At 47.2% G+C, this 22,950-nt stretch carries 22 protein-coding genes and 1 tRNA gene; 1 reads left to right on the top strand and 22 read right to left on the bottom strand.

Going from position 1 to position 22,950, the window contains the following annotated elements:
- Window positions 1-125: 125 nt before the first annotated feature.
- The 6 genes from DWX28_RS01395 to DWX28_RS01370 form a co-directional block, all read right to left on the bottom strand.
- On the bottom strand, window positions 126-770 hold the full coding sequence (locus DWX28_RS01395; protein ID WP_118251444.1) for an ABC-2 transporter permease: 645 nt from the start codon (window positions 768-770) through the stop codon (window positions 126-128).
- Window positions 767-1,618 carry an ABC transporter ATP-binding protein gene (locus DWX28_RS01390; protein WP_118251443.1) on the bottom strand — a complete coding sequence of 284 codons (852 nt, stop codon included), beginning with the start codon at window positions 1,616-1,618 and terminating at the stop codon, window positions 767-769. Before DWX28_RS01390 ends, DWX28_RS01395 begins: the two co-directional genes overlap by 4 nt.
- Window positions 1,612-1,992, bottom strand: coding sequence for a GntR family transcriptional regulator (locus DWX28_RS01385; protein ID WP_118251442.1), 381 nt, complete (start codon window positions 1,990-1,992; stop codon window positions 1,612-1,614). Before DWX28_RS01385 ends, DWX28_RS01390 begins: the two co-directional genes overlap by 7 nt.
- A gap of 153 nt (window positions 1,993-2,145) precedes the next feature.
- Entirely contained in the window at window positions 2,146-2,700 is a 555-nt protein-coding gene (locus DWX28_RS01380) for a DUF5662 family protein (RefSeq protein WP_022214880.1), read from the bottom strand.
- Complete coding sequence (locus DWX28_RS01375; protein ID WP_118251441.1) at window positions 2,660-4,552, bottom strand: Type II secretory pathway, pullulanase PulA and related glycosidase; 1,893 nt, start codon at window positions 4,550-4,552, stop codon at window positions 2,660-2,662. The genes DWX28_RS01380 and DWX28_RS01375 overlap by 41 nt, the downstream gene beginning before the upstream one ends.
- 27 nt (window positions 4,553-4,579) lie before the next feature.
- A complete protein-coding gene (locus tag DWX28_RS01370) occupies window positions 4,580-5,338 on the bottom strand; it encodes an exodeoxyribonuclease III (protein WP_022214882.1) in 759 nt (252 codons plus the stop codon).
- Window positions 5,339-5,515: 177 nt separating this feature from the next.
- On the opposite strand from DWX28_RS01370, the gene DWX28_RS01365 reads away from it, so the two are divergent.
- A complete protein-coding gene (locus tag DWX28_RS01365) occupies window positions 5,516-5,893 on the top strand; it encodes a DUF1292 domain-containing protein (RefSeq protein ID WP_022214883.1) in 378 nt (125 codons plus the stop codon).
- A 108-nt stretch (window positions 5,894-6,001) separates the two neighbouring features.
- Here DWX28_RS01365 and DWX28_RS01360 read toward each other — a convergent pair whose 3' ends face one another.
- From DWX28_RS01360 to DWX28_RS01285, 16 genes are all read right to left on the bottom strand, one after another.
- A complete protein-coding gene (locus DWX28_RS01360; protein ID WP_022214884.1) occupies window positions 6,002-6,517 on the bottom strand; it encodes a dUTP diphosphatase in 516 nt (171 codons plus the stop codon).
- Between the two features lie 18 nt (window positions 6,518-6,535).
- Window positions 6,536-7,027: an anaerobic ribonucleoside-triphosphate reductase activating protein gene (gene nrdG, locus DWX28_RS01355; RefSeq protein WP_118251440.1), complete on the bottom strand. Its 492-nt coding sequence runs from the start codon at window positions 7,025-7,027 to the stop codon at window positions 6,536-6,538.
- A gap of 2 nt (window positions 7,028-7,029) precedes the next feature.
- The gene (locus DWX28_RS01350; protein ID WP_022214886.1) at window positions 7,030-9,123 is read right to left on the bottom strand and encodes a polyribonucleotide nucleotidyltransferase; all 2,094 of its coding nucleotides are present in this window, start codon (window positions 9,121-9,123) and stop codon (window positions 7,030-7,032) included.
- A 175-nt stretch (window positions 9,124-9,298) separates the two neighbouring features.
- On the bottom strand, window positions 9,299-9,565 hold the full coding sequence (gene rpsO / locus DWX28_RS01345) for a 30S ribosomal protein S15 (protein ID WP_015542977.1): 267 nt from the start codon (window positions 9,563-9,565) through the stop codon (window positions 9,299-9,301).
- Window positions 9,566-9,721: 156 nt separating this feature from the next.
- Window positions 9,722-10,615, bottom strand: coding sequence for a bifunctional riboflavin kinase/FAD synthetase (locus DWX28_RS01340; protein ID WP_118251439.1), 894 nt, complete (start codon window positions 10,613-10,615; stop codon window positions 9,722-9,724).
- A 30-nt stretch (window positions 10,616-10,645) separates the two neighbouring features.
- Window positions 10,646-11,530, bottom strand: a complete 885-nt coding sequence (gene truB, locus DWX28_RS01335; RefSeq protein ID WP_118251438.1) for a tRNA pseudouridine(55) synthase TruB — start codon at window positions 11,528-11,530, stop codon at window positions 10,646-10,648.
- On the bottom strand, window positions 11,530-12,492 hold the full coding sequence (locus DWX28_RS01330; RefSeq protein WP_022214889.1) for a DHH family phosphoesterase: 963 nt from the start codon (window positions 12,490-12,492) through the stop codon (window positions 11,530-11,532). Before DWX28_RS01330 ends, truB begins: the two co-directional genes overlap by 1 nt.
- 54 nt (window positions 12,493-12,546) lie before the next feature.
- The gene (gene rbfA / locus DWX28_RS01325; protein WP_022214890.1) at window positions 12,547-12,933 is read right to left on the bottom strand and encodes a 30S ribosome-binding factor RbfA; all 387 of its coding nucleotides are present in this window, start codon (window positions 12,931-12,933) and stop codon (window positions 12,547-12,549) included.
- Between the two features lie 161 nt (window positions 12,934-13,094).
- The gene (infB, locus tag DWX28_RS01320) at window positions 13,095-15,926 is read right to left on the bottom strand and encodes a translation initiation factor IF-2 (protein ID WP_118251437.1); all 2,832 of its coding nucleotides are present in this window, start codon (window positions 15,924-15,926) and stop codon (window positions 13,095-13,097) included.
- A 38-nt stretch (window positions 15,927-15,964) separates the two neighbouring features.
- The gene (locus DWX28_RS01315) at window positions 15,965-16,276 is read right to left on the bottom strand and encodes a L7Ae/L30e/S12e/Gadd45 family ribosomal protein (protein ID WP_022214892.1); all 312 of its coding nucleotides are present in this window, start codon (window positions 16,274-16,276) and stop codon (window positions 15,965-15,967) included.
- Window positions 16,260-16,541 carry an RNase P modulator RnpM gene (gene rnpM, locus DWX28_RS01310; RefSeq protein ID WP_118251436.1) on the bottom strand — a complete coding sequence of 94 codons (282 nt, stop codon included), beginning with the start codon at window positions 16,539-16,541 and terminating at the stop codon, window positions 16,260-16,262. The genes DWX28_RS01315 and rnpM overlap by 17 nt, the downstream gene beginning before the upstream one ends.
- Window positions 16,542-16,546: 5 nt before the next feature.
- On the bottom strand, window positions 16,547-17,728 hold the full coding sequence (gene nusA, locus DWX28_RS01305; RefSeq protein ID WP_118251435.1) for a transcription termination factor NusA: 1,182 nt from the start codon (window positions 17,726-17,728) through the stop codon (window positions 16,547-16,549).
- Window positions 17,729-17,787: 59 nt separating this feature from the next.
- Window positions 17,788-18,258, bottom strand: coding sequence for a ribosome maturation factor RimP (rimP, locus tag DWX28_RS01300; RefSeq protein WP_022214895.1), 471 nt, complete (start codon window positions 18,256-18,258; stop codon window positions 17,788-17,790).
- Between the two features lie 166 nt (window positions 18,259-18,424).
- Complete coding sequence (locus DWX28_RS01295; RefSeq protein ID WP_118251434.1) at window positions 18,425-20,671, bottom strand: DNA gyrase/topoisomerase IV subunit A; 2,247 nt, start codon at window positions 20,669-20,671, stop codon at window positions 18,425-18,427.
- Window positions 20,672-20,685: 14 nt separating this feature from the next.
- Complete coding sequence (locus tag DWX28_RS01290) at window positions 20,686-22,611, bottom strand: DNA gyrase/topoisomerase IV subunit B (RefSeq protein ID WP_022214897.1); 1,926 nt, start codon at window positions 22,609-22,611, stop codon at window positions 20,686-20,688.
- 204 nt (window positions 22,612-22,815) lie between these two features.
- A tRNA-Glu gene (locus DWX28_RS01285) sits at window positions 22,816-22,887 on the bottom strand.
- Window positions 22,888-22,950 lie beyond the last annotated feature (63 nt).

Here is a 22,950-nt window from a genome sequence, read left to right as displayed (position 1 = left end):
CTTAATGAACAATTCTATTTTCTTAATTTATTATACGCCAGTTTTCCTTATTTAGTCAATATTTTAGTTACTAATATTGTTTTTAGGTGTTGAATATATCTTTTTTAGCTATTCCTACTGTAGTCTCAAAACTCCTTCCTCTCCATAATCCCCTCGCTGACCTTCACGGACACTGCCATACAAACAACCATGACCACGATCATCGCAGCCGCTATCTGCCATCCGGCAAATGTATTCAGGAGATGGAGAGTTGCACTTCCTTTGCAGAGTTCCAATGCTTTCTTTCCGCCGGCGGCGAGCAGGAAAATGACTGCTATCAGTGCGACCATGAGGATCCGGCATTTTTCGATTTCGTATTTCAGACGCATCGGGAGCAGGATTGCCAGAAAGATACCGGCACAGATCATAACAGCACCTGTACTTATGAGGAATTCTTTCCGTGTACTGACAGACTGCGCTTTGAGAAGTCCCGGGATCATGGAAAGAATGCCTGCTGCCAGTGTGACGCCTGCTGCGGTCAGATATTTGGATATCACGTATTCTTTTCTGGTAAATGGCAGGGTCATCAGGAAGTTCATTCCATGATGATAACTGTCATAGGAAATCGTTCCGACGGTGACACTGAGACTTACAAAGATCATATAGCTTATGAAAAAAATACTTCCGTCTGTCTGGACAAACAGATAAATGATCCCAACCGCAAAAACAATGAAATACGTTTTTATATTTACCTTGAGTAATTCCAGGTCTTTCATTAATAAACCGCTCATAATCTCTCTCCTTTCACCAGCATGGAAATCACCTCATCTACACTGCCTTTTTCGACTACGATCCCCGGGTGGTTTTCCAGATAATAGTTCTTCTGGTCTGTCAGACAACTGTAACCAAAGGACTCTTTTCTCACACGCAGAAGATATTCTTTGTCAAGGGCCTCGTATTCCTGATCTGATACTTTGAGGAATCCATATTCCCCAAGAATACGATCTGTCTCTTCATGAAGGACGATCTTGCCTTCATGGATCATATACAGTTCATCACAGAAATGCTCCAGATCGCCGGAAATGTGTGAACTGATCACGATAGAGCGTCCCGGGATCTCCATATATTCCCGCAGAAGATCAAGGATCTCTTCTCTTGCGACCACATCCAGCCCAGCCGTCGGCTCGTCAAGGAGCAGCAGTCTGCTGCCATGGCTGAGTGCAAGAAGTACATTCAGCTTCGCTTTCATTCCTGTGGAAAACTCTTTGATCTGTTTATTCAGCGGGATCTGAAATCTTTCGCATCTTTCACGAAACTCTTTTTCCTGAAAATCCGGATAAAAACGACTCATGACCGGGATAAGCTGCTGTACTTTCAGGTATTCGGAAAAGCCACTGTCGGAGAACACGGCTCCAATCTCCAGTTTCTCCTCTGCGCCAAGATCCGCGGCATTTCTGCCAAGCACTTCCACGGTTCCCTGATCCGGGCGGATAAGCCCGAGCATCAGCTTGAATGTCGTACTCTTACCGGCTCCGTTTGCCCCGATCAGCCCGATGATTCGGTCCTCAGGAATCTGCATATTCAGTTCCAGTGTAAAACTGCCATATTTCTTTCTTACATGCTCCAGCTGCACTAACATATCTCATCCTCCATTATGATCTCAAACGACTCACGGATTTCCTTCGCCGTCAGTCCTCCGGCACGTGCCTTACGTACGGTGGCTTCCAGTTCTTTCTCCAGTTCCTTGCGCCGCTCTTCCATCAAAAGTTCCTGATTTGTATTTGCGATAAAACTTCCCTTCCCATGGACAGTCACGACCATCCCCTCTGCTTCCAGACTGTCGTAGGCTTTTTTTACTGTAAGAGCACTGATCTTCAGTTCTCTGGACAGTGCACGCACCGAGGGAAGTGCATCTCCTGCAGTCAGCGTCCCCTCGATCACTTCTGCCTTGATCTGTGTCATGATCTGCTCGTAGATCGGTTCCATGGAAGTATGGTTTATAATAAGATTCAACTTCATCCCTCCTTCTACAAACAGTATATAACAGTATAGTACTGTTGTCAACTGTTATATACTGTTTATTATAATAAAAAAACCCTCTCCTCATCGAATTTCAATCTGTTTCGATGAAAAAAAGGCTTTTTAAACTCTAATTCCTGCTATATCTCAATATTTGATCTTTCTTGTTTCTTCTTTCAGATATCTGTGCTTAATATAATGAAGTAATTTTTCCTCGCCATGATCATTCAAAATGCGAAGAAGCGCCTCCAGTTCCTTCTTTGTCTGTGGGTGGATGAACCAGAGTTTTTCTTTGCTCTTGAGAAAATAATCCAGCGGCTGGCTGTCGTCATAGGCATCTCCAAGGTAATTCCTGGATGCGCTGATCCGGTCCATGACCATCTCTGCCACATATTTACGCGGCATCTGCGCCCCCATGATCACATGCTCCCCATCAAGAGAATAGTCGACCCAGTGCTCAAAATGATGCTTGTTCCTGCCCTTGTGATGGAGCCAGGAAGTGGACACTCCGATATCTTCCCTCTCTGCATTATTCGGGCTTCTCGTTCCCTGATAATATTTACATCCCACCAGAAATTCTGCCGGTGTATACTTGGAAAGGTCGTGAAGCAGTCCCTGCTTATATAAGCCGATCCGGAAACAATATTTCATCACCAGTAATTTATGCCTTGTTATCGTCTTGAAGTGCAGCCACGGATGCATTCTCAATCTCCCCCTGCCTTGCCACCAGTACCACAATGGTACGTGGATTGATGTCTATTGTTTTTTTGTAAGTTTCTTCGCCTTCGCAGAACCAGTTCTTCTCCTCCTGGTCTGAGGTGTCGGCGATCTTTTTCCAGGTCATTCCATCCGGAAGGTTTGGCAGCGCGATATTTCGTTTCTCCCAGTGGAAATTGTATCCTATATAAAGGAAGTCGTCATCCGTTCCATCCGGCTTCTGTGCATATGCTCCGCAGTACATGATGCCAATGAGGCGACTGGTGTTTTCCATGTTTAAGAACCAGGCACGCTCGCCGTGGAAGGAAACATCCGGGAAGCCTTTTGCCATATAGTCTACGCTCCGCAGCTCATTCGGCATATGGAGGATCGGGTGATCCTTACGAAATGCGATTGCCTTTTTGACAAAGGAAAAAAGCTTCTCCTGCTTCTTCATGCATTTCCAGTCCGTCCAGCCCACACTGTTGTCCTGGCACCAGGCATTGTTGTTTCCGTTCTGGGAATTGCCGAACTCATCTCCGCCATAGATCATCGGTGTTCCCTGGCTCAGAAGCAGCATCAGGAACGCATTTCGAAGCTGCTGTTCACGCAGGCGGCGGATGGCCTGCTTCCTGGACGCACCCTCTACTCCACAGTTCCAGGAATAGTTATAATCACTTCCATCGTGATTGTCCTCACCATTTGCCTCATTGTGACGGTAATTGTAAGTCACTGTATCATACAGGGTAAAACCGTCCTGGCTTGCCATATAGTTGATGGTCCCGAAATTGCCTGTGTTACGCTTGATATGGAACTGTGCCCCCGCGACCATTCCCTCGTCGCTCTTGAGAAGGCGGCGCATATCCTGCATAAACCCTCTGTTGTACTCTGCCAGCATGTTTTCCTTCTCCGGCTGTCCGGAAATGTCGGAAAACATCTTTTTGACACCATAGAGGAACGGATCTCTCTCGATCAGTTCTCCCGGAACGCCATCACCCAGCAGATGAAATCCATCCACATGGTAATATTTCTTCCAGAACCACAGCGCATAAAGTGCCTTCATCGGAGCGGTATCTGCCGGGAAATACATTTCCATGATGCATTCGATCCCTGCTTCGTGGAAAGCTCTCACCATGTCACAGAATTCCTTGTGTGGTTTCTTCGTCGCACAGTAGGCACTCTTGGGTGCAAAATAAAATCCCGGGAGGTAGCCCCAGTAGTTGACTTTGTCCTTGTGATGTTTCTGGCGGATCATCGCCTTGCCCGGCTCCACTGTGGACCTCTCCATAAATTCATATGCCGGCATCAGCTCGACTGCATTGATCCCAAGTTCCTTCCAGTAAGGGATCATCTCCTTAAGCCCTGCAAAAGTACCTCTTTTCTTTGGTGCCACCTTCGCCTGTCTGGTGTAGCCTCTGACATGGACTTTGTAGAGGATCATATCCTGATAGGAGATCCCTGGGGAAACGTCGCCTTCCCAGTTGTATTCTCTCAGATTCGGAAAACTGCAGCGGATCCTGTGCTCGTCCTTATCCTCTGACACTCTGCCAAATGTCTCTCTTCCAGCCAGCCCGCGAGCATATAGGTCCTGACAGATCTTTGTATCTATCCGAAAATTATATTCATACTGCTCCGGCTTAAACCCGGATACCATCATCGCACACATCCGACCGGTCCTGTTTGATTCTGCAAAAGGAATCTCAGCCTCCGGCTCCTTCTCTCCCTTTCGGTACAGGATCAGCGAGGCCTCTGTATCACAGGGAACCTCCACCGCAAAATTCATTCCCCCAGAAACTTTCGTAGCACCAGGCAGCATCGGATTGCCCTCGTGCACCAAAAGCCTGCTTTGATCGTACATAACTTTTTCTCCTTCTTGTATTTACTCTCAGAATGATTCCATGTCCAGCTCGATCGGACAATGGTCTGAGCCCATGATCTCTGTGTGGATCGATGCATCCTGCAGTTTATCCTTCAGTGCAGGCGAAACGATAAAATAGTCGATCCTCCATCCTGCGTTCTTCTCACGCGCCTTGAAGCGGTAGGACCACCAGGAATAGCTTCCTTCCTGATCTGGATAAAAATAGCGGAATGTATCGATAAATCCACTCTCAAGAACCTTTGTAAAGCATGCTCTCTCCTCGTCTGTAAAGCCGGCATTCTTACGGTTTGTCTTAGGATTCTTGAGGTCGATCTCCTGATGTGCAACATTCAGATCGCCGCAGCAGATGACAGGCTTCTTCTCCTGAAGCCCGAGAAGATAAGCAAGAAAATCTCTCTCCCACTCCATTCGGTACTCAAGCCGTCTCAGCTCGCTCTGTGAATTCGGCGTGTATACTGTCACGAAATAAAAATTCTCAAATTCAAGTGTGATCACACGGCCTTCTTTGTCGTGTTCCTCTATTCCAATTCCATAAAAAACCGAAAGCGGCTCCTGTTTCGTAAAGATTGCCGTTCCGGAATATCCTCTTCTGTTTGCGTAGTTCCAGTACTGATGATAGCCCGGAAGCTCAAGTTTGACCTGTCCCTCCTGGCATTTCGTCTCCTGCAGGCAGAAAATATCTGCATCCAGTTCCTGAAACCTCTCTTCAAAGCCTTTGGTAAGGCATGCACGGATTCCATTTACATTCCATGAAACAAATTTCATTGTGTATCTCCTTCATTTCCATCTTCATAGTCTGTCTTTATTTATTATACATGATTCCAGAGTGAGTTGAAATACATTTTTTTATTTTTTGCACAGAACAACCGTTGTAAATCCCCGTATTTTCTGATAAAATGAATAAAATAACCAAAAGAAAAACAAAAGTGAGGAATATCAATTATGAGTGACGAATTTACAAATTCTGCATGTGCACCGAGTGACTGTGCAAGCTGTGGGTTGGACTGCGGCGGTAATGCTTCTGAGGAACAGCACAACACCATTACTCTGACACTGGACGACGATACCGAAGTAGAATGCGCGATCCTTACGATCTTCCCGGTAGATGCACAGGAGTATATTGCACTCCTTCCACTGGATGAGAATGGTCAGAACCAGAACGGTGAAGTTTATCTGTACCGTTTCTCCCGCACAGAGAAGGGCGATCCGATGCTTGCCAACATCGATGATGATGCTGAATATCAGGCAGCAGCTACAGCTTTTGACATTGTTCTTGACAATGCACGTAAGGCAGAGGCAGCAGGCGCACCGTTAGAATAACAGAGACTTCTATTCATTCAATTTACTATTTCACAGCACAAAATAAGCGGAGTATTCGGGATATTCAAGTCCGGAAACTCCGCTTTTATATTTGCTGTATCTATATCTTTATTTCTGGGTGGTGCTTCCAAATCCACCGTTGCGGACACCCTTTGCGTCATCATCTACAGTGATTCCGTATTCTACAAAGATTCCCTGCATGAAGCCTGTGCCAGCCTGAATGCTGACAGATTTGCCTTCGTTGCTGTCATTGGTGATCTTTGCAAAAATATGTCCCTCATTGTCAGAATAGAAATAATCGCTGTCAATGATTCCAACCGTATTGTTGAGCTGCAGACGGTATTTGAATCCCAGTCCGCTTCTCGGATAGCATTTCAGAACCCAGTCCTGCTCCATCTCGACGCGGATACCGGTAGGGATCTTGACAGTCTCTCCCGGGTTCAGTGTCAGATCGACAGGTGCATAGAAATCATATCCTGCACTTCCTGCAGTTGCTCTTGCCGGAAGTTTAATCTCATTGTAAATGTCAGTGATCGCGCTTTCCTGTGTCTCCGGAAAAGTATCCTTCCAGTCTGCCACAAAACGCTCTTCACTTACTTTGTGAAATTTTGCGATTCTCTTCATGTTTTCCTCCTGGATCTCTCAGTCTGCATGAAGAACGATCTTCTGCTCCCGAAGTGTCGCCGGAACGTTGATCACGCGCTGGTTCGAAGATCCTTTCCATTTCAGACTCTGATCCAGCTTGTCCACCTGGAATTCACCATCTACGAGCACATCCAGATAACGGACGATCTCTTCCTGCTGGATTTCTTCCCAGCGTGAACCTGTATAAAGCCAGATGGTCTTGTCTGGATATTTTGTTCTGATCTTGCGTGCAAGGGCGGTTACGGCTGAAATATTGGACGGATGAAGCGGATCCCCTCCTGAGAAAGTGATTCCGCTGATATAATCCTTATCCAGTTCGGCAAAAATCTCTGCTTCTTCTTTTTCGGTGAAAGGAAGGCCTCCGTTCGGATCCCAAGTGATGGGATTCTGGCATTCCCGGCAGCAGTGATTGCAGCCTGCAACCCAGAGTACCACACGGAGTCCGTCTCCGTTCAGCATATCGTCCTTGGTTATATTATGATATCTCATTTTTATGCTTCTTCCGGTACATCCTTGATACTGAAACTCATTCTGCCCATCTTGTCTTTGCCAAGGCAGATTACTTTTACTTTGTCGCCAAGAGTAAGAACGTCCTCTACTTTGTTGATTCTGTGGTCACTGATCTTGGAAATGTGGACCATTCCTTCTTTGCCAGGAGCAAACTCAACGAAAGCGCCAAATTCCTTGATGCTTACGACAGTTCCCTCAAAGATCTGTCCTGCCTCGAAATCTGTTGCGATGGTCTTGATCATCTTCTTGGCTTCATCCATTCCGTGCTGGTCAACACCGCAGATAGATACGGAACCTTCATCTGTGATATCGATCTGAACGCCTGTACGCTCAATGATCGCATTGATGGTCTTTCCTCTCTGTCCGACTACATCACCGATCTTCTGAGGATCGATCTGGATCTGAACGATCTTCGGTGCATATTTATTTACATGGTCACGAGGAGCTGCGATGCATTTCTCCATAACCTCTGTAAGGATGTACTCTCTTGCTTCTTTTGTTCTGCGGATCGCTTCTTCTACGATCTGTCTTGTCAGACCATGGATCTTGATATCCATCTGGATTGCTGTGATACCGTCATGTGTACCTGCAACCTTGAAATCCATATCTCCGAAGAAGTCCTCAAGTCCCTGGATATCTGTCAGTACAATGTAATCATCGTCTGTTGCACCTGTAACAAGACCACAGGAGATACCGGCAACCGGTTTGCGGATCGGTACACCTGCTGCCATAAGGGACATGGTAGATGCACAGATACTTGCCTGAGAAGTAGAACCGTTGGATTCAAATGTCTCAGATACAGTACGGATCGCATATGGGAACTCTTCTGCTGACGGAAGTACCGGAACAAGAGCTCTCTCTGCCAGTGCACCGTGACCGATCTCACGACGTCCCGGTCCTCTGGATGGTTTGGTCTCACCTACAGAGTAGGACGGGAAGTTGTAGTGGTGCATATATCTCTTGGATGTTTCAAACTCGTCAAGTCCGTCAATTCTCTGTGCCTCAGAAAGCGGAGCCAGAGTTGTCATGGTGCAGATCTGTGTCTGTCCACGGGTGAACATAGCGGAACCATGAACTCTCGGGATGATGTCTACTTCTGCTGCCAGAGGACGGATCTGTGTGATCTGACGGCCGTCCGGACGTTTGTGGTCCTTAAGGATCATCTTGCGGACAGTTTTCTTCTGATACTGATATACTGCTTCTCCGAGAACAGCCAGCCATTCTTCATTGTCTGCAAATGCTTCCTGAAGTCTTGCTGTGATCTCACGGATGTTTTCTTCTCTTGTCTGTTTATCGTCTGTGAAGACAGCTTCTTCCATCTCTTCGGACGGAACGATCTTCTTGATCGCCTCGAACAGTTCTTCCGGAACTGCGCAGGAAGCGTAGAGATGTTTCTCTTTGCCGCACTCTGCTACGATCTTGTCGATGAAACGGATGATCTCCTGGTTTACATCATGAGCTTTGTAGATTGCTTCGATCATGGTATCTTCCGGTACTTCATTTGCGCCGGCTTCGATCATGATAACTTTCTCTCTTGTGGAAGCAACAGTCAGCTGAAGGTCAGAAAGTTCTTTCTGAGCCAGGGACGGGTTGATGATAAACTCGCCGTCGATCAGACCTACCTGCGTGGTAGCGCACGGACCGTCAAACGGGATATCGGAAATGCAGGTTGCGATGGAAGAACCAAGCATAGCCGGGATCTCCGGGTTGCACTCAGGATCTACGGACATAACCATGTTTACCAGAGTTACGTCATTTCTGTAGTCCTTCGGGAACAGCGGACGCATCGGACGGTCAATAACACGGGATGTCAGGATCGCATGCTCGCTTGCCTTTCCTTCTCTTTTATTGAATCCTCCTGGAATCTTGCCTACTGCATACATTTTTTCCTCATATTCAACGCTCAGAGGGAAGAAATCGATTCCTTCTCTTGGCTCCTTGGATGCTGTTGCAGTAGAAAGCACAGTTGTATCACCATAATGCATCAGAGCTGCGCCGTTAGCCTGTTTTGCAACACGACCGATATCTACAGTCAGTGTTCTGCCGGCTAATTCCATAGAATAACTTTTGTACATACTTTTTCTCCTTTTATTTCTTGCGTTTTAATTTTACAGAAGTCCGAAACAACTGAAAAAACCACCCGGATCTTTCCTGATGAACTTTTCAGTAGTCTCGGAAATAACTTCTGTCTATTTTGTTTTGTGATTTAAAAATGGGGCGGATGGTTTATCCGCCCCGTCCGTATACTAATTATTTTCTTAAACCTAATTTCTCAATCAGTGCACGGTATCTTTCGATGTCTGTTTTCTTCAGGTATGCCAGAAGTCCACGTCTCTGACCAACCATCTTCAGAAGACCACGTCTGGAGTGATGATCTTTGTGATGTGTCTGTAAATGCTCTGTCAGCTCCTGGATTCTTGCTGTAAGAACTGCTACCTGTACTTCCGGTGAACCTGTGTCACCCTCGCATCTTGCATATTCTTTCATGATTGCCTGTTTTTTTTCTTTTGAAATCATTGTGATTTCCTCCTTAAAAATATTATTATTAATGAACCGCCGCATATTAAGAAACGGTTGGAGATTCCAATCTCTGAATATGGGCTGATTTACACCTCAAATAGTATAGCATAAAACATCTGGCGTGTAAACAACATAATTATTTATTTTTTGAACTTATTTTTCAAAAAAAGCATGGCCTGCCTCGATGTCCCTCGCGATCTGTGCTTTGAGCGCCTCAAAAGAAGCAAATTTGTGCTCCGGGCGCTGGAATTTGCGGAAGAAAACGATACAGTCCTTCCCATACAAATCCTCATCACAGTCAAAAAGATAGGTCTCAACACCCAGGAAATCCTCTCCGACGGTCGGCTTGTATCCGACATTGGTGATTCCCTGATACTCTGTGTCGCCAAATTTTGACACTGTCACATAGACACCGTTCGGCGGCATCAGCTTCTGTTTCGGCGGGACCAGGTTTGTGGTCGGGAAAAATTTCTTGTGTCCCAGACCTTTGCCATGCTCTACCTCACCTGCCACAAAGAAATCTGTTCCGAGAAGCTCTGAGATCTTGTGCATATTGCCCTTCTTCAGTTCTTCACGGATGAAGGTACTGCTGATCTTGCGGCTTCCGTCCATTTCCTTCGGGACGATCTCTGTTTCATAGCCATATTTCAGACCGGCTTTCTTAAGAAGGTCCGGCGTGCCTTTGCGTTCATATCCGAATCTGTAATCCTCTCCGACTACCACGAAGGATGCCTGCAGAGAACCGATCAGAATCTGGCGGATAAACTGATCCGCTTTCATATGTCTGATCTGCTCATTCAACGGGCATTCCAGAAGGACATCCACGCCCATATCTTCGAGAAGCAGTCTCCTCTCTTCCCCTGTGAGGATGGTCTGACGGTCGGACACAAAAGCTACAACTACGGAAGTTGTACCATATTCTTTTTTGTGTTCCAGAATCTTCTGGATCAGTTTCCTGTGTCCGCGATGAATTCCGTCAAATTTCCCCAGCGTTACCGCACAGTTGGAAAACTTTGGAAACTGTCCTTCGATCTTGATGTATTCCATGTGTTCTGACTCCTGCTTATCTCCGATGTTTCAGAGGAACATTTTCTGAGGCTGATAACGGTGTTTCTTATTGTCCCACTCGTAGATCCCCAGGAAATTCCCCTCGCTGGTGCACATCCGCACCCAGCCTTTTTTGTGCTGTGTTTCTGTCATATTATCTGGAAGCGCATTGCCATTCAGAAGAAGCCTGTCTCCGAATTTATTGCAGCGGATCTCCGGATAAGCCTTGAGCACTTCTGAAATAGAAAGAATCCTCTTCTCAAGGATTCCTTCTTCCATTTCTTTCTGTACTTCATCCAGTGTGATGCTGTCTTCCCAGCGATACTCACCGGATGCTGTACGGGTAAGTTCTTCCATGCAGGCACCGCAGCCCAGTTTCTGTCCAATATCATGGCACAGAGTCCGGATATAAGTTCCCTTGCTGCATGTAACAGAAAAACGTACCATCGGAAGATCCATTTCAAGGATCTCTATCTCATAAAAGCAGACCGGGCGGGCTTTGCGCTCGACGGTCTTGCCTTCTCTTGCGAGTTCATACAGCTTCTTTCCGTTTACCTTGAGCGCGGAGTACATCGGCGGGATCTGCTCCTGCTCTCCGAGGAAACTCTCGATTACAGCTTTTACTTCTTCTTCAGAAACAGTGACCGGCTTTTCATTCAGAACCGTTCCTGTCATATCCTGTGTGTCTGTCTCGATCCCGAGGTGAAGAAGTGCCTCGTATGTCTTGCGCTTTTCGGTCAGAAGATCGACCAGCTTGGTCGCTCTGCCGAGAACAACAGGAAGAACTCCCTCCGCATCAGGATCCAGTGTTCCGGTATGACCGATCTTTTTCATGTGGAGGATCCCACGAAGTTTTGCGACCACATCATGAGAAGTGTAGCCTTTCTCTTTGCGAATGACCAGAACTCCGTCCATTATGCCTCCTCTTCGCAGAACTGTTTCTCGATCTCTGCGGTCAGATTATTGATAACGTCATACATGGAGCCCTCAAGGTCACAGCCCGCTGCTCTTGTATGACCGCCGCCGCCAAAGAATACGGCAACTTTGCTCACATCCACCTTGCCGTTGGAACGGAGGGAAACCTTGAAATGCTGTGTCTCAGTCTCATAGATAAAGATCGCGACTTCCACGCCCCTTGTCAGACGAAGCTGGCTGACGATCCCGTCAAGGTCACTTCCCTCAACTCCATAAAATTCCATATCTCTTCTGCGGAGGTAGCCTACGGTGCATTTGCCGTTCTGGAGAAGAATGCTCTCTGCCAGAACACGGCCCATGACCTGAAGCTGAAGATATGTCTTCTCATAAAAAGATTCATCAATGATCTTGCTGAAAGGGATCTCCTGCTTCATCAGTTCTCCTGCGATACGCATCGTATCCGGGGAAGTGGAAGAATACTGGAATACTCCTGTATCATGGATCATTCCTGTATAGACTGCTGTCGCGATCGGACGGTTTACTTTGTCCGGATCCAGGAGTCCGTAGAGGACTTCGCAGCAGGAGCTGACTTCTCCGCGGATATAGTTGACATCCGCAAATCCCGGATTGCTCACATGATGATCGATGCAGACGGTTTTTGCCGCATGGTCAAAAGCATCTCCCGCAACTGCCAGGCGGTCACGCGCGCTGACATCGCAGGTAATGAACAGATCAAATTCTCTGCCCTCTTCTACTTCTGTTTTGATATCATCGATATGATCGATATGTCCAAAGATCGGCTTCGGATGGTCGAGATATACGCTTACATCCACATCCGGAAAATAAGTTCTGATATACAGATACAAAGCCATACAGGAACCGACACAGTCACCATCCGGTCGGACATGACCACCAATTCCTATTGTTTTCACGCCTTCCAGCACTTCTGAAATATTTTTCATGATATCCTCTCTTATTCTGTATGCACTGCTCTTCTGGTCAGGATCCGGACTGGCTTATTCTTCCTCGTCCGGTTTTCCTGCCTGAGCATCTTTTCTGGTTACATCGTCGATCAGCTTGGACATGTTTACACCGTATTCAATGGATTCGTCCAGGATGAAACGGATCTCCGGTGTATTCCTTAAATTCAGGTTCTTTGCAAGCTGTCTTCTGATATAACCTTCTGCCTTGTTAAGACCCTGGATGGTCGCATCCTTGGCCTCTTTGCTGCCAAGGACACTGATAAATGCCTTGCAGGTCTTGAGGTCAGGTGCAACTTCCACAGCCATGACAGAAGTCATTGGATGAATGCGAGGATCTTTGACTTCATTTCTGATGATCGTACTAAGTTCTTTCTGAACCTCTCCGTTGATCCTTGTATTCTTAATGCTGTTCTTTCTCATTTATTTTACTCCTATCTCGGTAAGTTACTGCTCATTATATTCGCTGTAACTTGGTCAAAATGCATTCCACATCACCTTCGGTGATAGCATTTTGCCCCGCATGTCTCGGGATTTTGGCATATTTATGCCAAAACACCTCGCGGGATATTCTCTATTACCAATTACCTTGGTACTTCTACCATGATATAAGCTTCTACTTTATCTTCTTCTTTGACATCATTGAATCCGTCAAATACAAGACCACACTCGTATCCTGCTTTGACTTCTTTGACATCGTCTTTGAAACGTTTCAGGGATGCAAGCTCTCCCTCGAAGATCTGATCTCCCTCTCTGGTGATACGAACCTTACAGTTTCTCTGGAAGATACCATCGAGGATATAGCTTCCTGCGATCGTACCAACGCCGGATGCTTTGAAGAGCTGGCGGACTTCTGCATGACCGATGACTTTCTCTTCGAATACCGGGTCAAGCATACCCTTCATGGCTGCTTCTACATCTTCGATTGCCTGATAGATGACTCTGTAGAGACGCAGGTCTACGCCTTCCTGATCTGCAAGCTGTTTTGCCATTGCGTCCGGACGAACGTTGAATCCGATGATGATCGCATTGGAAGTTGCAGCAAGGGATACGTCAGATTCATTGACTGCACCAACGCCGCCATGGATCACGCGGACAACAACTTCCTCATTGGAAAGTTTGGTAAGACTCTGTTTCACAGCCTCAACAGATCCCTGTACGTCTGCTTTGACGATGATCGGCAGTTCCTTGAGGTCACTTGCCTGGATCTGATCAAACAGGTTATCCAGAGAAAGTTTGCCTTTGGTTTCTTCAAGCAGATGTTTCTTATTCTCTGTAACGAAGGTAGCTGCGAAGTTCTTGGCTTCCTTGTCGCTCGGGAACGCCATCAGGATCTCACCTGCATTCGGAACATCACTGAGACCAAGGATCTCAACTGGTGTGGACGGTCCTGCTTCTTTGACTCTTCTTCCTCTGTCGTCCATCATGGCACGTACTTTACCGCTGCATGCACCTGCTGCGATGAAATCTCCGACATGGAGAGTACCCTTCTGTACGAGGATCGTAGCAACCGGTCCTTTACCTTTGTCAAGCTGTGCTTCGATCACGAGACCTCTCGCTGCACGGTTCGGGTTTGCTTTGAGTTCCAGGACTTCTGCAGAAAGAAGGATCATCTCAAGCAGAGTGTCGATTCCTTCTCCTGTATGTGCGGATACCGGTACGAAGATGGTGCTTCCGCCCCAGTCTTCCGGGATCAGTTCATACTCGGAAAGTTCCTGTTTTACTCTCTCTACGTTTGCACTTGGTTTATCGATCTTGTTGATCGCAACGATGATCTCAACGCCTGCTGCTTTGGCATGGCTGATCGCCTCTACTGTCTGCGGCATGACACCATCATCTGCTGCTACGACGAGAACTGCGATATCTGTGGAGTTTGCACCACGCATACGCATAGCGGTGAATGCTTCATGTCCCGGTGTATCCAGGAATGTGATCTTCTGTCCGTTGATCTCTACAACAGATGCACCGATATGCTGTGTGATTCCTCCGGCCTCACCTCTTGTTACATGGGTATCACGGATCGCATCCAGAAGGGATGTCTTACCATGGTCAACGTGACCCATAACACATACTACAGGCGGTCTGGAAACCATATCTGCTTCGTCTTCTTCCTCTTCTTTGAGGAGTTCGCCGATAACGTCTACTTTTTCTTCCGGCTCTGCGATGATATCGTAGTCCAGAGCGATCTCCTGAGCTTTCTCGAAGTCGATCTCATGGTTTACAGTTACCATGGTTCCTTCCATGAAGAGCTTCTTAACGATCACGGACGGCTGCATCTTCATTGCTTCTGCCAGTTCGCGGATGGTCATCTTCTCTGGAAGTGTGATCTCTTTTACTTCTGGTTTCTTCTCTTCCTGTTTCGGCTGAGGAGTTGGTTTCTGCAGAGCCTTCGGGATCCTGGAAAGGTTTCTTCTTCCACCCTGGTTCGGGCGATTATGTCCTGCACTGGATTTCTCGAAGTCTTTCTTCTTGTTCTTGTTCTCTCTGTCACGCTCTCTCTTGCTGTCCTTGGATGTCTTGGTCAGTTCTGGTGTGAATACAGCATCGTTATCTCTTCTTCCGCCACCGGATCTCTGTCCGCCACGGTTATTTCCGCCGAAGCCTCCTCTGTTGCCGTCTGGTCTTCCGTTTCCGCCCTGCTGTGGTCTTCCCTGACCACCCTGCTGCGGACGGCCGCCCTGACCTCTCATCGGACGGCCGTTCCCGTCACCCTGGCGCGCCGGACGTCCTTCGCCCTGCGGTCTTCCCTGACGGTTTCCGTCACGGTTCGGACGACCCTGTCCGCCGTTTCCATTGCGGTCGGAGAATCTTCTCTCGCCGCCGCGGAAGTCACGGCCTCTACCTTCACCACCGCGGTTATTGTCTCTTCCGTCGCGGTTATTCTGGCGGTTCTGTCCTCTGTTGTTATTGTAACCGGACTGTTCCTGTCTCTGCGGTCTTGCAGAATTGTTCTGTGCCGGTGCTGCGCTCTTCGGTGCCTCTGCCTGTGCAGTCTGCGGTTTCTTTGCAGTTTCCTCTACCGGTTTCTGAGCTGCCTGCGGCTTCTGAGCCTGTGGCTTTGCGACTGGTCTTTTGTCTGTATTGTTGTTCTGACGTTTCGGTCTGTTTTTGCCGCCGTCACTTGCATTCTGTGCATGATATACACGAATGATATTTTTTTTCTTTTTAGGAGCCTCTGCTTTGTCTGCTTCTGGTCTCGCTGTTACCGTCTTTTCTTCTGTTCTGGAATTATCCACCTTGGTAATCTGCTCCTTTCCCCTGGTTAAAAATTTTTGTTTTATTAATCGGATACTGGGTTCCTCAAGAGTACTCATATGACTTTTGACTTCTACCCCGTTTGCTTTTAGAAATTCAATGACTTCTCTGTTCGATCTGCCAAGTTTACTGGCAAGTTCATGCACTCTGATCTTCGGCACATGGATCCCTCCTTCAATCACTGCTGCACACCGCAGCTTTATAATTTCTGGAGTTCTTTTAACATTGCTTTTGCAAAGTTTTCATCCTGTACCGCAAGGCTGGCGCGGAATTCTTTTCCGCAGAATCTGCCCAGTTCTTCTTTGTTGGCAATAAAGTAGATCGGTACTTCGTAAAAATCACACATGTTCTGGAATTTTTTCTTGGTATTCTGGGATGCATCATCTGCAACCAGAACCAGGAAGCCTTTCCCTGTCTTGACAGATTTCTCTGTCGAAAATTCTCCGCTGGCAACCTTGCCGGCTTTTGTGGCAAGCCCCAGAAGAGATAACACTTTATTGTTGTTTTTCAATCTTACTTAACTCCTTTTTCAGGTCTTCGTAGACCTCTTCGGGAACGCTGGTCTTGAGAGACCGTTCGATCCCGTGATTGCGGATCGCTTTGTCAAGGCATTCGGTGGATGGACATACATAGGCGCCCCTTCCGTTCTTTCTGCCTGTGGTGTCAAGAACGATCTCGTCTTCCGGTGTCTTAAGGACACGGATCATTTCTTTTTTGCTTTTCATTTCTCTGCAGCCGGTACACTGGCGCATCGGAATTTTATTTTTTGTCTTCATAGATCTTATTCTTCTGTTGTCTCTTCTTCGGAAACCTCTTCAGAAACTTCTGTTTCTTCTGCTTCCTGAGACTCTTCTACGTTTTCTGCATCTTCTGCTGCTTCGTCTTCGTAGAATTCTTCTTCCTCATCATAGTCGTAAAGATCACCGGATTCTTTGGCCTGTGTCTCACTCTTGATGTCGATCTTGAATCCTGTCAGGCGGGCTGCAAGACGTGCATTCTGTCCTTCTTTACCAATTGCAAGAGAAAGCTGGTAGTCCGGAACAACAACAAGTGCTGTCTTCTCATCCGGATCAGCCATTACTGCAATGACTTTGGCCGGGCTTAATGCATTCTCAATAAGGATCGCCGGGTTTTCGTCCCAGTTGATGATATCGATCTTCTCGCCGCGGAGTTCCTCTACGATGGAGTTTACTCTCGCACCGTTCATACCAACGCATGCTCCAACCGGATCTACGTCAGGATCATTGCTCCATACAGCGATCTTGGTACGGGAACCTGCTTCTCTGGCAATGCTCTTGATCTCTACTGTGCCGTCTCTTACTTCGGCAACTTCGGATTCGAAGAGGCGTTTTACGAGACCCGGATGTGTTCTGGATACCTGGATACGCGGTCCTTTTGGAGTATCCTTAACTTCCAGGATGTATACCTTGATATGTTCTGTCGGATGGAATTCTTCTCCTCTGACCTGCTCATTCTCAGCGAGGATCGCATCTGCCTTGCCAAGATTGATGCTGACATTTTTGCCCATGACACGCTGTACGATACCTGTAACGACTTCTTTCTCCATTCCGTAGTACTGATCGTAAAGAACTTTGCGCTCTTCCTCACGGATCTTCTGAAGGATGACGTTCTTAGCATTCTGTGTTGCGATACGTCCGAATTCCTTGGACTGGATCTGAACTTTGATCACGTCTCCGAGTTCTGCGTTGGCATTGATCTTCTGTGCGTCTGTAAGTGAGATCTCCAGTGCAGGATCCTCTACGAATTCCTTTACTTCACGCTCAGCGTAAACACTGAAATCACAGGTTTCAGGATTGATCATTACATGTACATTATCAGCTTTACCGAAATGGTTCTTACATGCCTGGATCAGAGACTGCTCGATTGCTCCCAGAAGTGTATCCTTACTGATATTTTTTTCTTTTTCCAGGACATTCAGAGCGTCCATTAACTCTTTGTTCATTTTTTTTATTTCCTCCTCATTTTATCAAAGCATATAGGTGCATCGTATTCATTAATCAGTTAAAATTCAATTGCCAGCCGGATCAGGGCTATGTCTTTCTTTTCAAATGTGCGTAAGGTGCCGTTTTCGTCCTCCTCGATCGTCACACTGTTATCATCATATGCGTTTAAAATCCCGCAGAATTCCTTTTGTTTCTCTATCGGACGATAGGTACGGATCTCTACCAGTTTGCCCATGCTTCTGACAAAATCCTTCTCTTTCTTTAACGGTCTGTCAAGACCTGGGGAACTGATCTCCATAATATAGCTGTCTTCGATAAAATCATCCTCATCCAGCTTGTCGCTGAACGCGCGGCTTACTGCTTCGCAGTCATTGACCGTGATCCCGCCCGGCTTGTCGATGTATCCTCGAAGATACCAGTTGCCTGCTTCCTTGACGTATTCTACATCTACAAGTTCAAAACCTGCTGCCTCAACGATCGGTGCCAGCATTGCCTCTGCCTTCTGTTCATATTCATCTCGTCTGCTCATATTTTCCACCTGCCTTTCGCACATCAGAATGATCGCGGAACTGCTTATAGTAATCAATCTCGCAAAAAGAGTGGACCGAAGTCCACTCTCTGATCATCCGTTATCATGTTATCTCATATAATAGCACCATAAGGTCTGAAAAGCAAGGATTTTTTGAAATCTCTTGTTATATCCTTGGTTTGATGCCTTTGGTATCGCGTTTTCCGAGGCGTACTTTGTTCAGGGAGTACTCCTTGTCGTGGTAGGAGATCGCATATTCCTGATGACCTCCGAGAAGGTATGCATGCTCCAGATGATCTCCGTCTGCAAGCTTCATTCCACGTACGCCGAGAGCTGCTCTCTTGGCGGTGGAGATCTCCTGTTTCAGGAAACGGAGGAAATAACCGCCGTTACTCTGGAACACCACCTGCTCCATCTCACCTGCACTGCCGACAAAAATAAGTTCGTCATCCTCAGCAAGTTTCGTGGATGCGATCGTTCTCTTGGTCACATCAAACTCAGCACCATCAACCAGTTTACACATGGATGTCTTTGTCACAAAAAGGATCTGATCCTGTTTGATCTGTCCAAGCGGCGCTACATACAGCATCTGCTCCTGGCTGCTGTCATAGTTGCTTAAGTTATCTACCGGTGTTCCCTTATCTCTGAAACGTACCAGTGGAATATCGACTGCCTTGATCGTATGCATCTTGCCCTTGTCCGTAAAGATGCAGATCTTGTCCGTGTTCATGCACAGGAATACGCAGCGGTTCTCATTGTGTGCTGCTTCTTTGTTTCGTTCATAGGCATTTTTGTCGATCAGCTTCATATAACCAAAGCGATCCATCAGGAAGCAGACTTCTGTCTCTTCCATCTTCTTTTCTTCATAGACAGCTTCCTCGGCATTCTCGATGGAAGTGCGGCGTTTGCTTCCATACTCCTTCTTGATGCCGTCCAGTTCCCTGATGATGACCGCTGCCATGGAGTCATAATTATCCAGGATATCCTTGTATTCGGCAATATTCTTCATCGTCTCCTGATAATCTGCCTGAAGTGCCTCGATCTCCAGTCCGATCAGCTTATAGAGACGCATATCCAGGATCGCACCTGCCTGCTTCTCTGTAAATTTGAGCTTTGAAGCTGCCTTCTCACTTACCTTGGTCTTGAAACGTATTCCTTCTGTCACGCCCTCCACCAGACATTTCTTGACCTGCTCACGGTTCTTGCTTCCGCGCAGGATCTCGATGATCAGGTCGATCACGTCACATGCCTTGATAAGACCTTCCTGGATCTCTCTCTTTTCCTGCTCTTTGTCAAGAAGGGTCCTGTATTTCCTTGTTGTGACATCAAACAGAAATTCCACATGGTGCTCGATGATCTGCTTAAGGCTTAATGTCTCCGGTCTGCCATCTGCAACCGCCAGCATGTTTACGCCAAACGTATCCTCGAGACGTGTTTTCTTGTACAACATGTTGGTGAGATTTTCTACATCAGTGTCCTTCTTGAGTTCCAGAACGATACGGATTCCCTCCTTGGAGGACTGGTTGGAGATGTCCACGATGTCTGTAGTCTTCTTCGTCTCAACCAGGGATGCAACATCATTCAGGAATTTACCGATATTTGCCCCGAGCATCGTATACGGGATCTCTGTGATGACGAGCTGTTTCCTGCCGCCTTTGAGTTTCTCGATCTCCACTCTTCCACGGAGACGGATCTTGCCGGTTCCGCTCTCGTAGATCTTACGGAGGTCATCCTTGTTGACTACAAGTCCGCCGGTCGGAAAATCCGGTCCTTTAATATAACGCATCAGTCCTTTGACACTGATCGTATTGTCCTTCATGTATGCCTTGACCGCATCTACGACTTCACCGAGATTGTGCGGCGGGATGCTGGTCGCCATGCCGACTGCGATTCCCTCTGCACCATTCACCAGAATGTTCGGGATCTTGACAGGAAGAACCGACGGTTCTTTCTCTGTCTCGTCAAAGTTCGGCACAAAATCAACAACATTCTTGTCAAGGTCTCCAAGAAAAACTTCCTGTGTCAGTTTCTCCAGACGTGCTTCTGTATAACGCATCGCTGCAGCGCCGTCGCCCTCGATGGAGCCAAAGTTTCCATGTCCGTCTACCAGCGTCCTGCCCTTCTTGAAGTCCTGCGCCATAACGACCAGTGCATCATAGATAGAGCTGTCGCCGTGTGGATGATATTTACCCATTGTATCTCCGACGATACGGGCACATTTACGGTACGGGCGGTCATAACGGATCCCAAGTTCATACATATCATATAAAGTTCTTCTCTGTACAGGTTTCAGACCATCTCTTACATCCGGGAGTGCTCGGGAGATGATAACGCTCATGGCATAATCGATATATGATTTCTGCATGATCTCCGAATAGTCTGTACGGATCACATTTTCCTGTTTTGTTTCCATAAAAAATCCCTTCCTTAGATGTCAAGTTCCGCGTCTGCTGCATGTTCGTAAATGAACGCCTTACGCGGCGGTACTTCGCTTCCCATAAGAATCTCTGTCACGCTGGATGCCAGACGCGCGTCCTCGATCTCCACACGCTTCATCCTTCTTGTCTCCGGGTTCAGCGTTGTCTCCCAGAGCTGTTCTGCATCCATCTCTCCAAGACCTTTGTATCGCTGGAGCGTAAAGCTGCCCGGTTTGTGCGCCTTACGGTATTTCTCCAGTGCCTTGTCGTCGTAAAGATATTCTTCCGGGCCTTTTTTCGGCATTGCCTTGTAGAGAGGCGGCATTGCGATATAGACATGCCCCTCATAGATCAGTTCCGGCATAAAACGATAAAACAGTGTCAGAAGAAGTGTCGAAATATGTGCACCATCGACATCGGCATCGGCCATGATCACGATCTTGTCATAACGGAGCTTGCTGATATCAAAGTCGTTGCCGTATCCTTCGGAAAAACCGCATCCAAACGCATTGATCATCGTCTTGATCTCTGCATTGGCAAGAACCTTGTCGATCGTTGCCTTCTCAACGTTGAGGATCTTACCACGGATCGGAAGGATCGCCTGATAATTACGATTTCTGGCTGTCTTGGCAGAACCGCCTGCGGAATCTCCCTCTACGATAAATATCTCACACTGGGATGGATCTTTCTTCTCACAGTTGGCAAGCTTGCCATTGGAATCAAAGGAATATTTCTGCTTGGTCAGAAGGTTTGTCTTGGCTCTCTCCTCGGTCTTGCGGATCTTGGCTGCCTTCTCTGCACAGGAAAGGATCGCCTTGAGTGTCTCCAGATTTCTGTCAAAATAGAGGACAAGCTGCTCGCCCAGGACCTTGCCTGTCGCTTTGGCAGCATCCTGGTTGTCGAGTTTTGTCTTAGTCTGTCCTTCGAATCTCGGTGCAGGGTGTTTGATGGAAACAACTGCTGTCATTCCATTTCGGATATCTGCTCCTGTAAAATTCGGATCCTTGTCCTTGATGACACCGATCTCTCGCGCATAACTGTTCATGACAGTCGTAAAAGTTGTCTTAAATCCTGTCAGGTGTGTACCGCCCTCTGCATTGTAGATGTTATTACAGAAGCCCAGAACATTCTCGCGGAAATCACTGGTGTACTGGAAAGCCACCTCTACCTGGATGCCGTCTGCCTCTCCCTTGAGGTAGACCGGCTCATGAAGTGCCTCAGAACTGTGGTTCAGATCACGGATGTATCCGATGATCCCCTCCGGCTCATGGTATTCCAGTTTCTCCGGCTCCGCACCGCGCAGATCCTCGAAATAGATCGTCAGGGCAGGATTCAGGTATGCTGTCTCATGGAGACGGCTCTTGACCTCTGTTGCAGAGAAACGGGTCTTCTCAAAGATCTCCGGGTCCGGAAGGAAATTGATGCAGGTTCCGGTCGCCTTCGTGCGTCCAAGTTTCGGGAGAAGCCCCTCCTCCAGTTCGATGGTCGGGATTCCTCTTTCATAGTGGTCATGATGTACATATCCATCCCTGCTGATCTTGATATCCAGATAAGTAGAAAGCGCATTGACAACAGAGGAACCGACACCGTGGAGACCGCCGCTGGTCTTGTATGCGGCATTGTCGAACTTGCCGCCTGCATGCAGGGTCGTAAAGACAAGACGCTCCGCGGACATTCCTTTCTCATGCATATCTACCGGGATTCCTCGTCCGTTATCTGTTACGGTCGCGGAACCGTCCTTCTCCAGTGTCACATGGATCTCACTGCAATATCCGGCAAGGTGCTCATCTACTGCATTGTCTACGATCTCATAGATCAGATGATTCAGTCCCTTGCGGGATACACTTCCAATATACATACCCGGTCGTTTCCGGACTGCCTCCAGTCCTTCCAGAACCGAGATACTGCCAGCATCATAGGTTTGCTTTTTTGCCATGGGTATATTCATTTCCTTTCTTATGCTCCATTCGGAGCCTGATAGTTACTGTGAACGGAGTGAACAGTAACGCCTGATACTCAAACATTTGTTCTATATCATACCGTATCCTTCTGAATTTTTCAAGACAGTTTTTGGGGATTCGATATTCTTCGATAGATTTGGAAAAAAAAATAACCAGAGAAAACTCTGATTATTCTTAAGCAGCCAGTACGGGAATCGAACCCGTGTTTTCGCCGTGAGAGGGCGACGTCTTAACCCCTTGACCAACTGGCCACGCTGCTCTGCCGATTCTTCATTCTCACCTCGACAGATGTATATGTAGTTTGATTCGAGAAG

Origin of the sequence: Blautia sp. AF19-10LB (genome assembly GCF_003461245.1) — a bacterium.
In the GTDB taxonomy this organism is placed as follows: domain Bacteria; phylum Bacillota; class Clostridia; order Lachnospirales; family Lachnospiraceae; genus Blautia_A; species Blautia_A intestinihominis.
The sequence above is the reverse complement of the archived record's forward strand: the minus strand, read 5'-3'. Positions and strand labels throughout refer to the sequence as shown.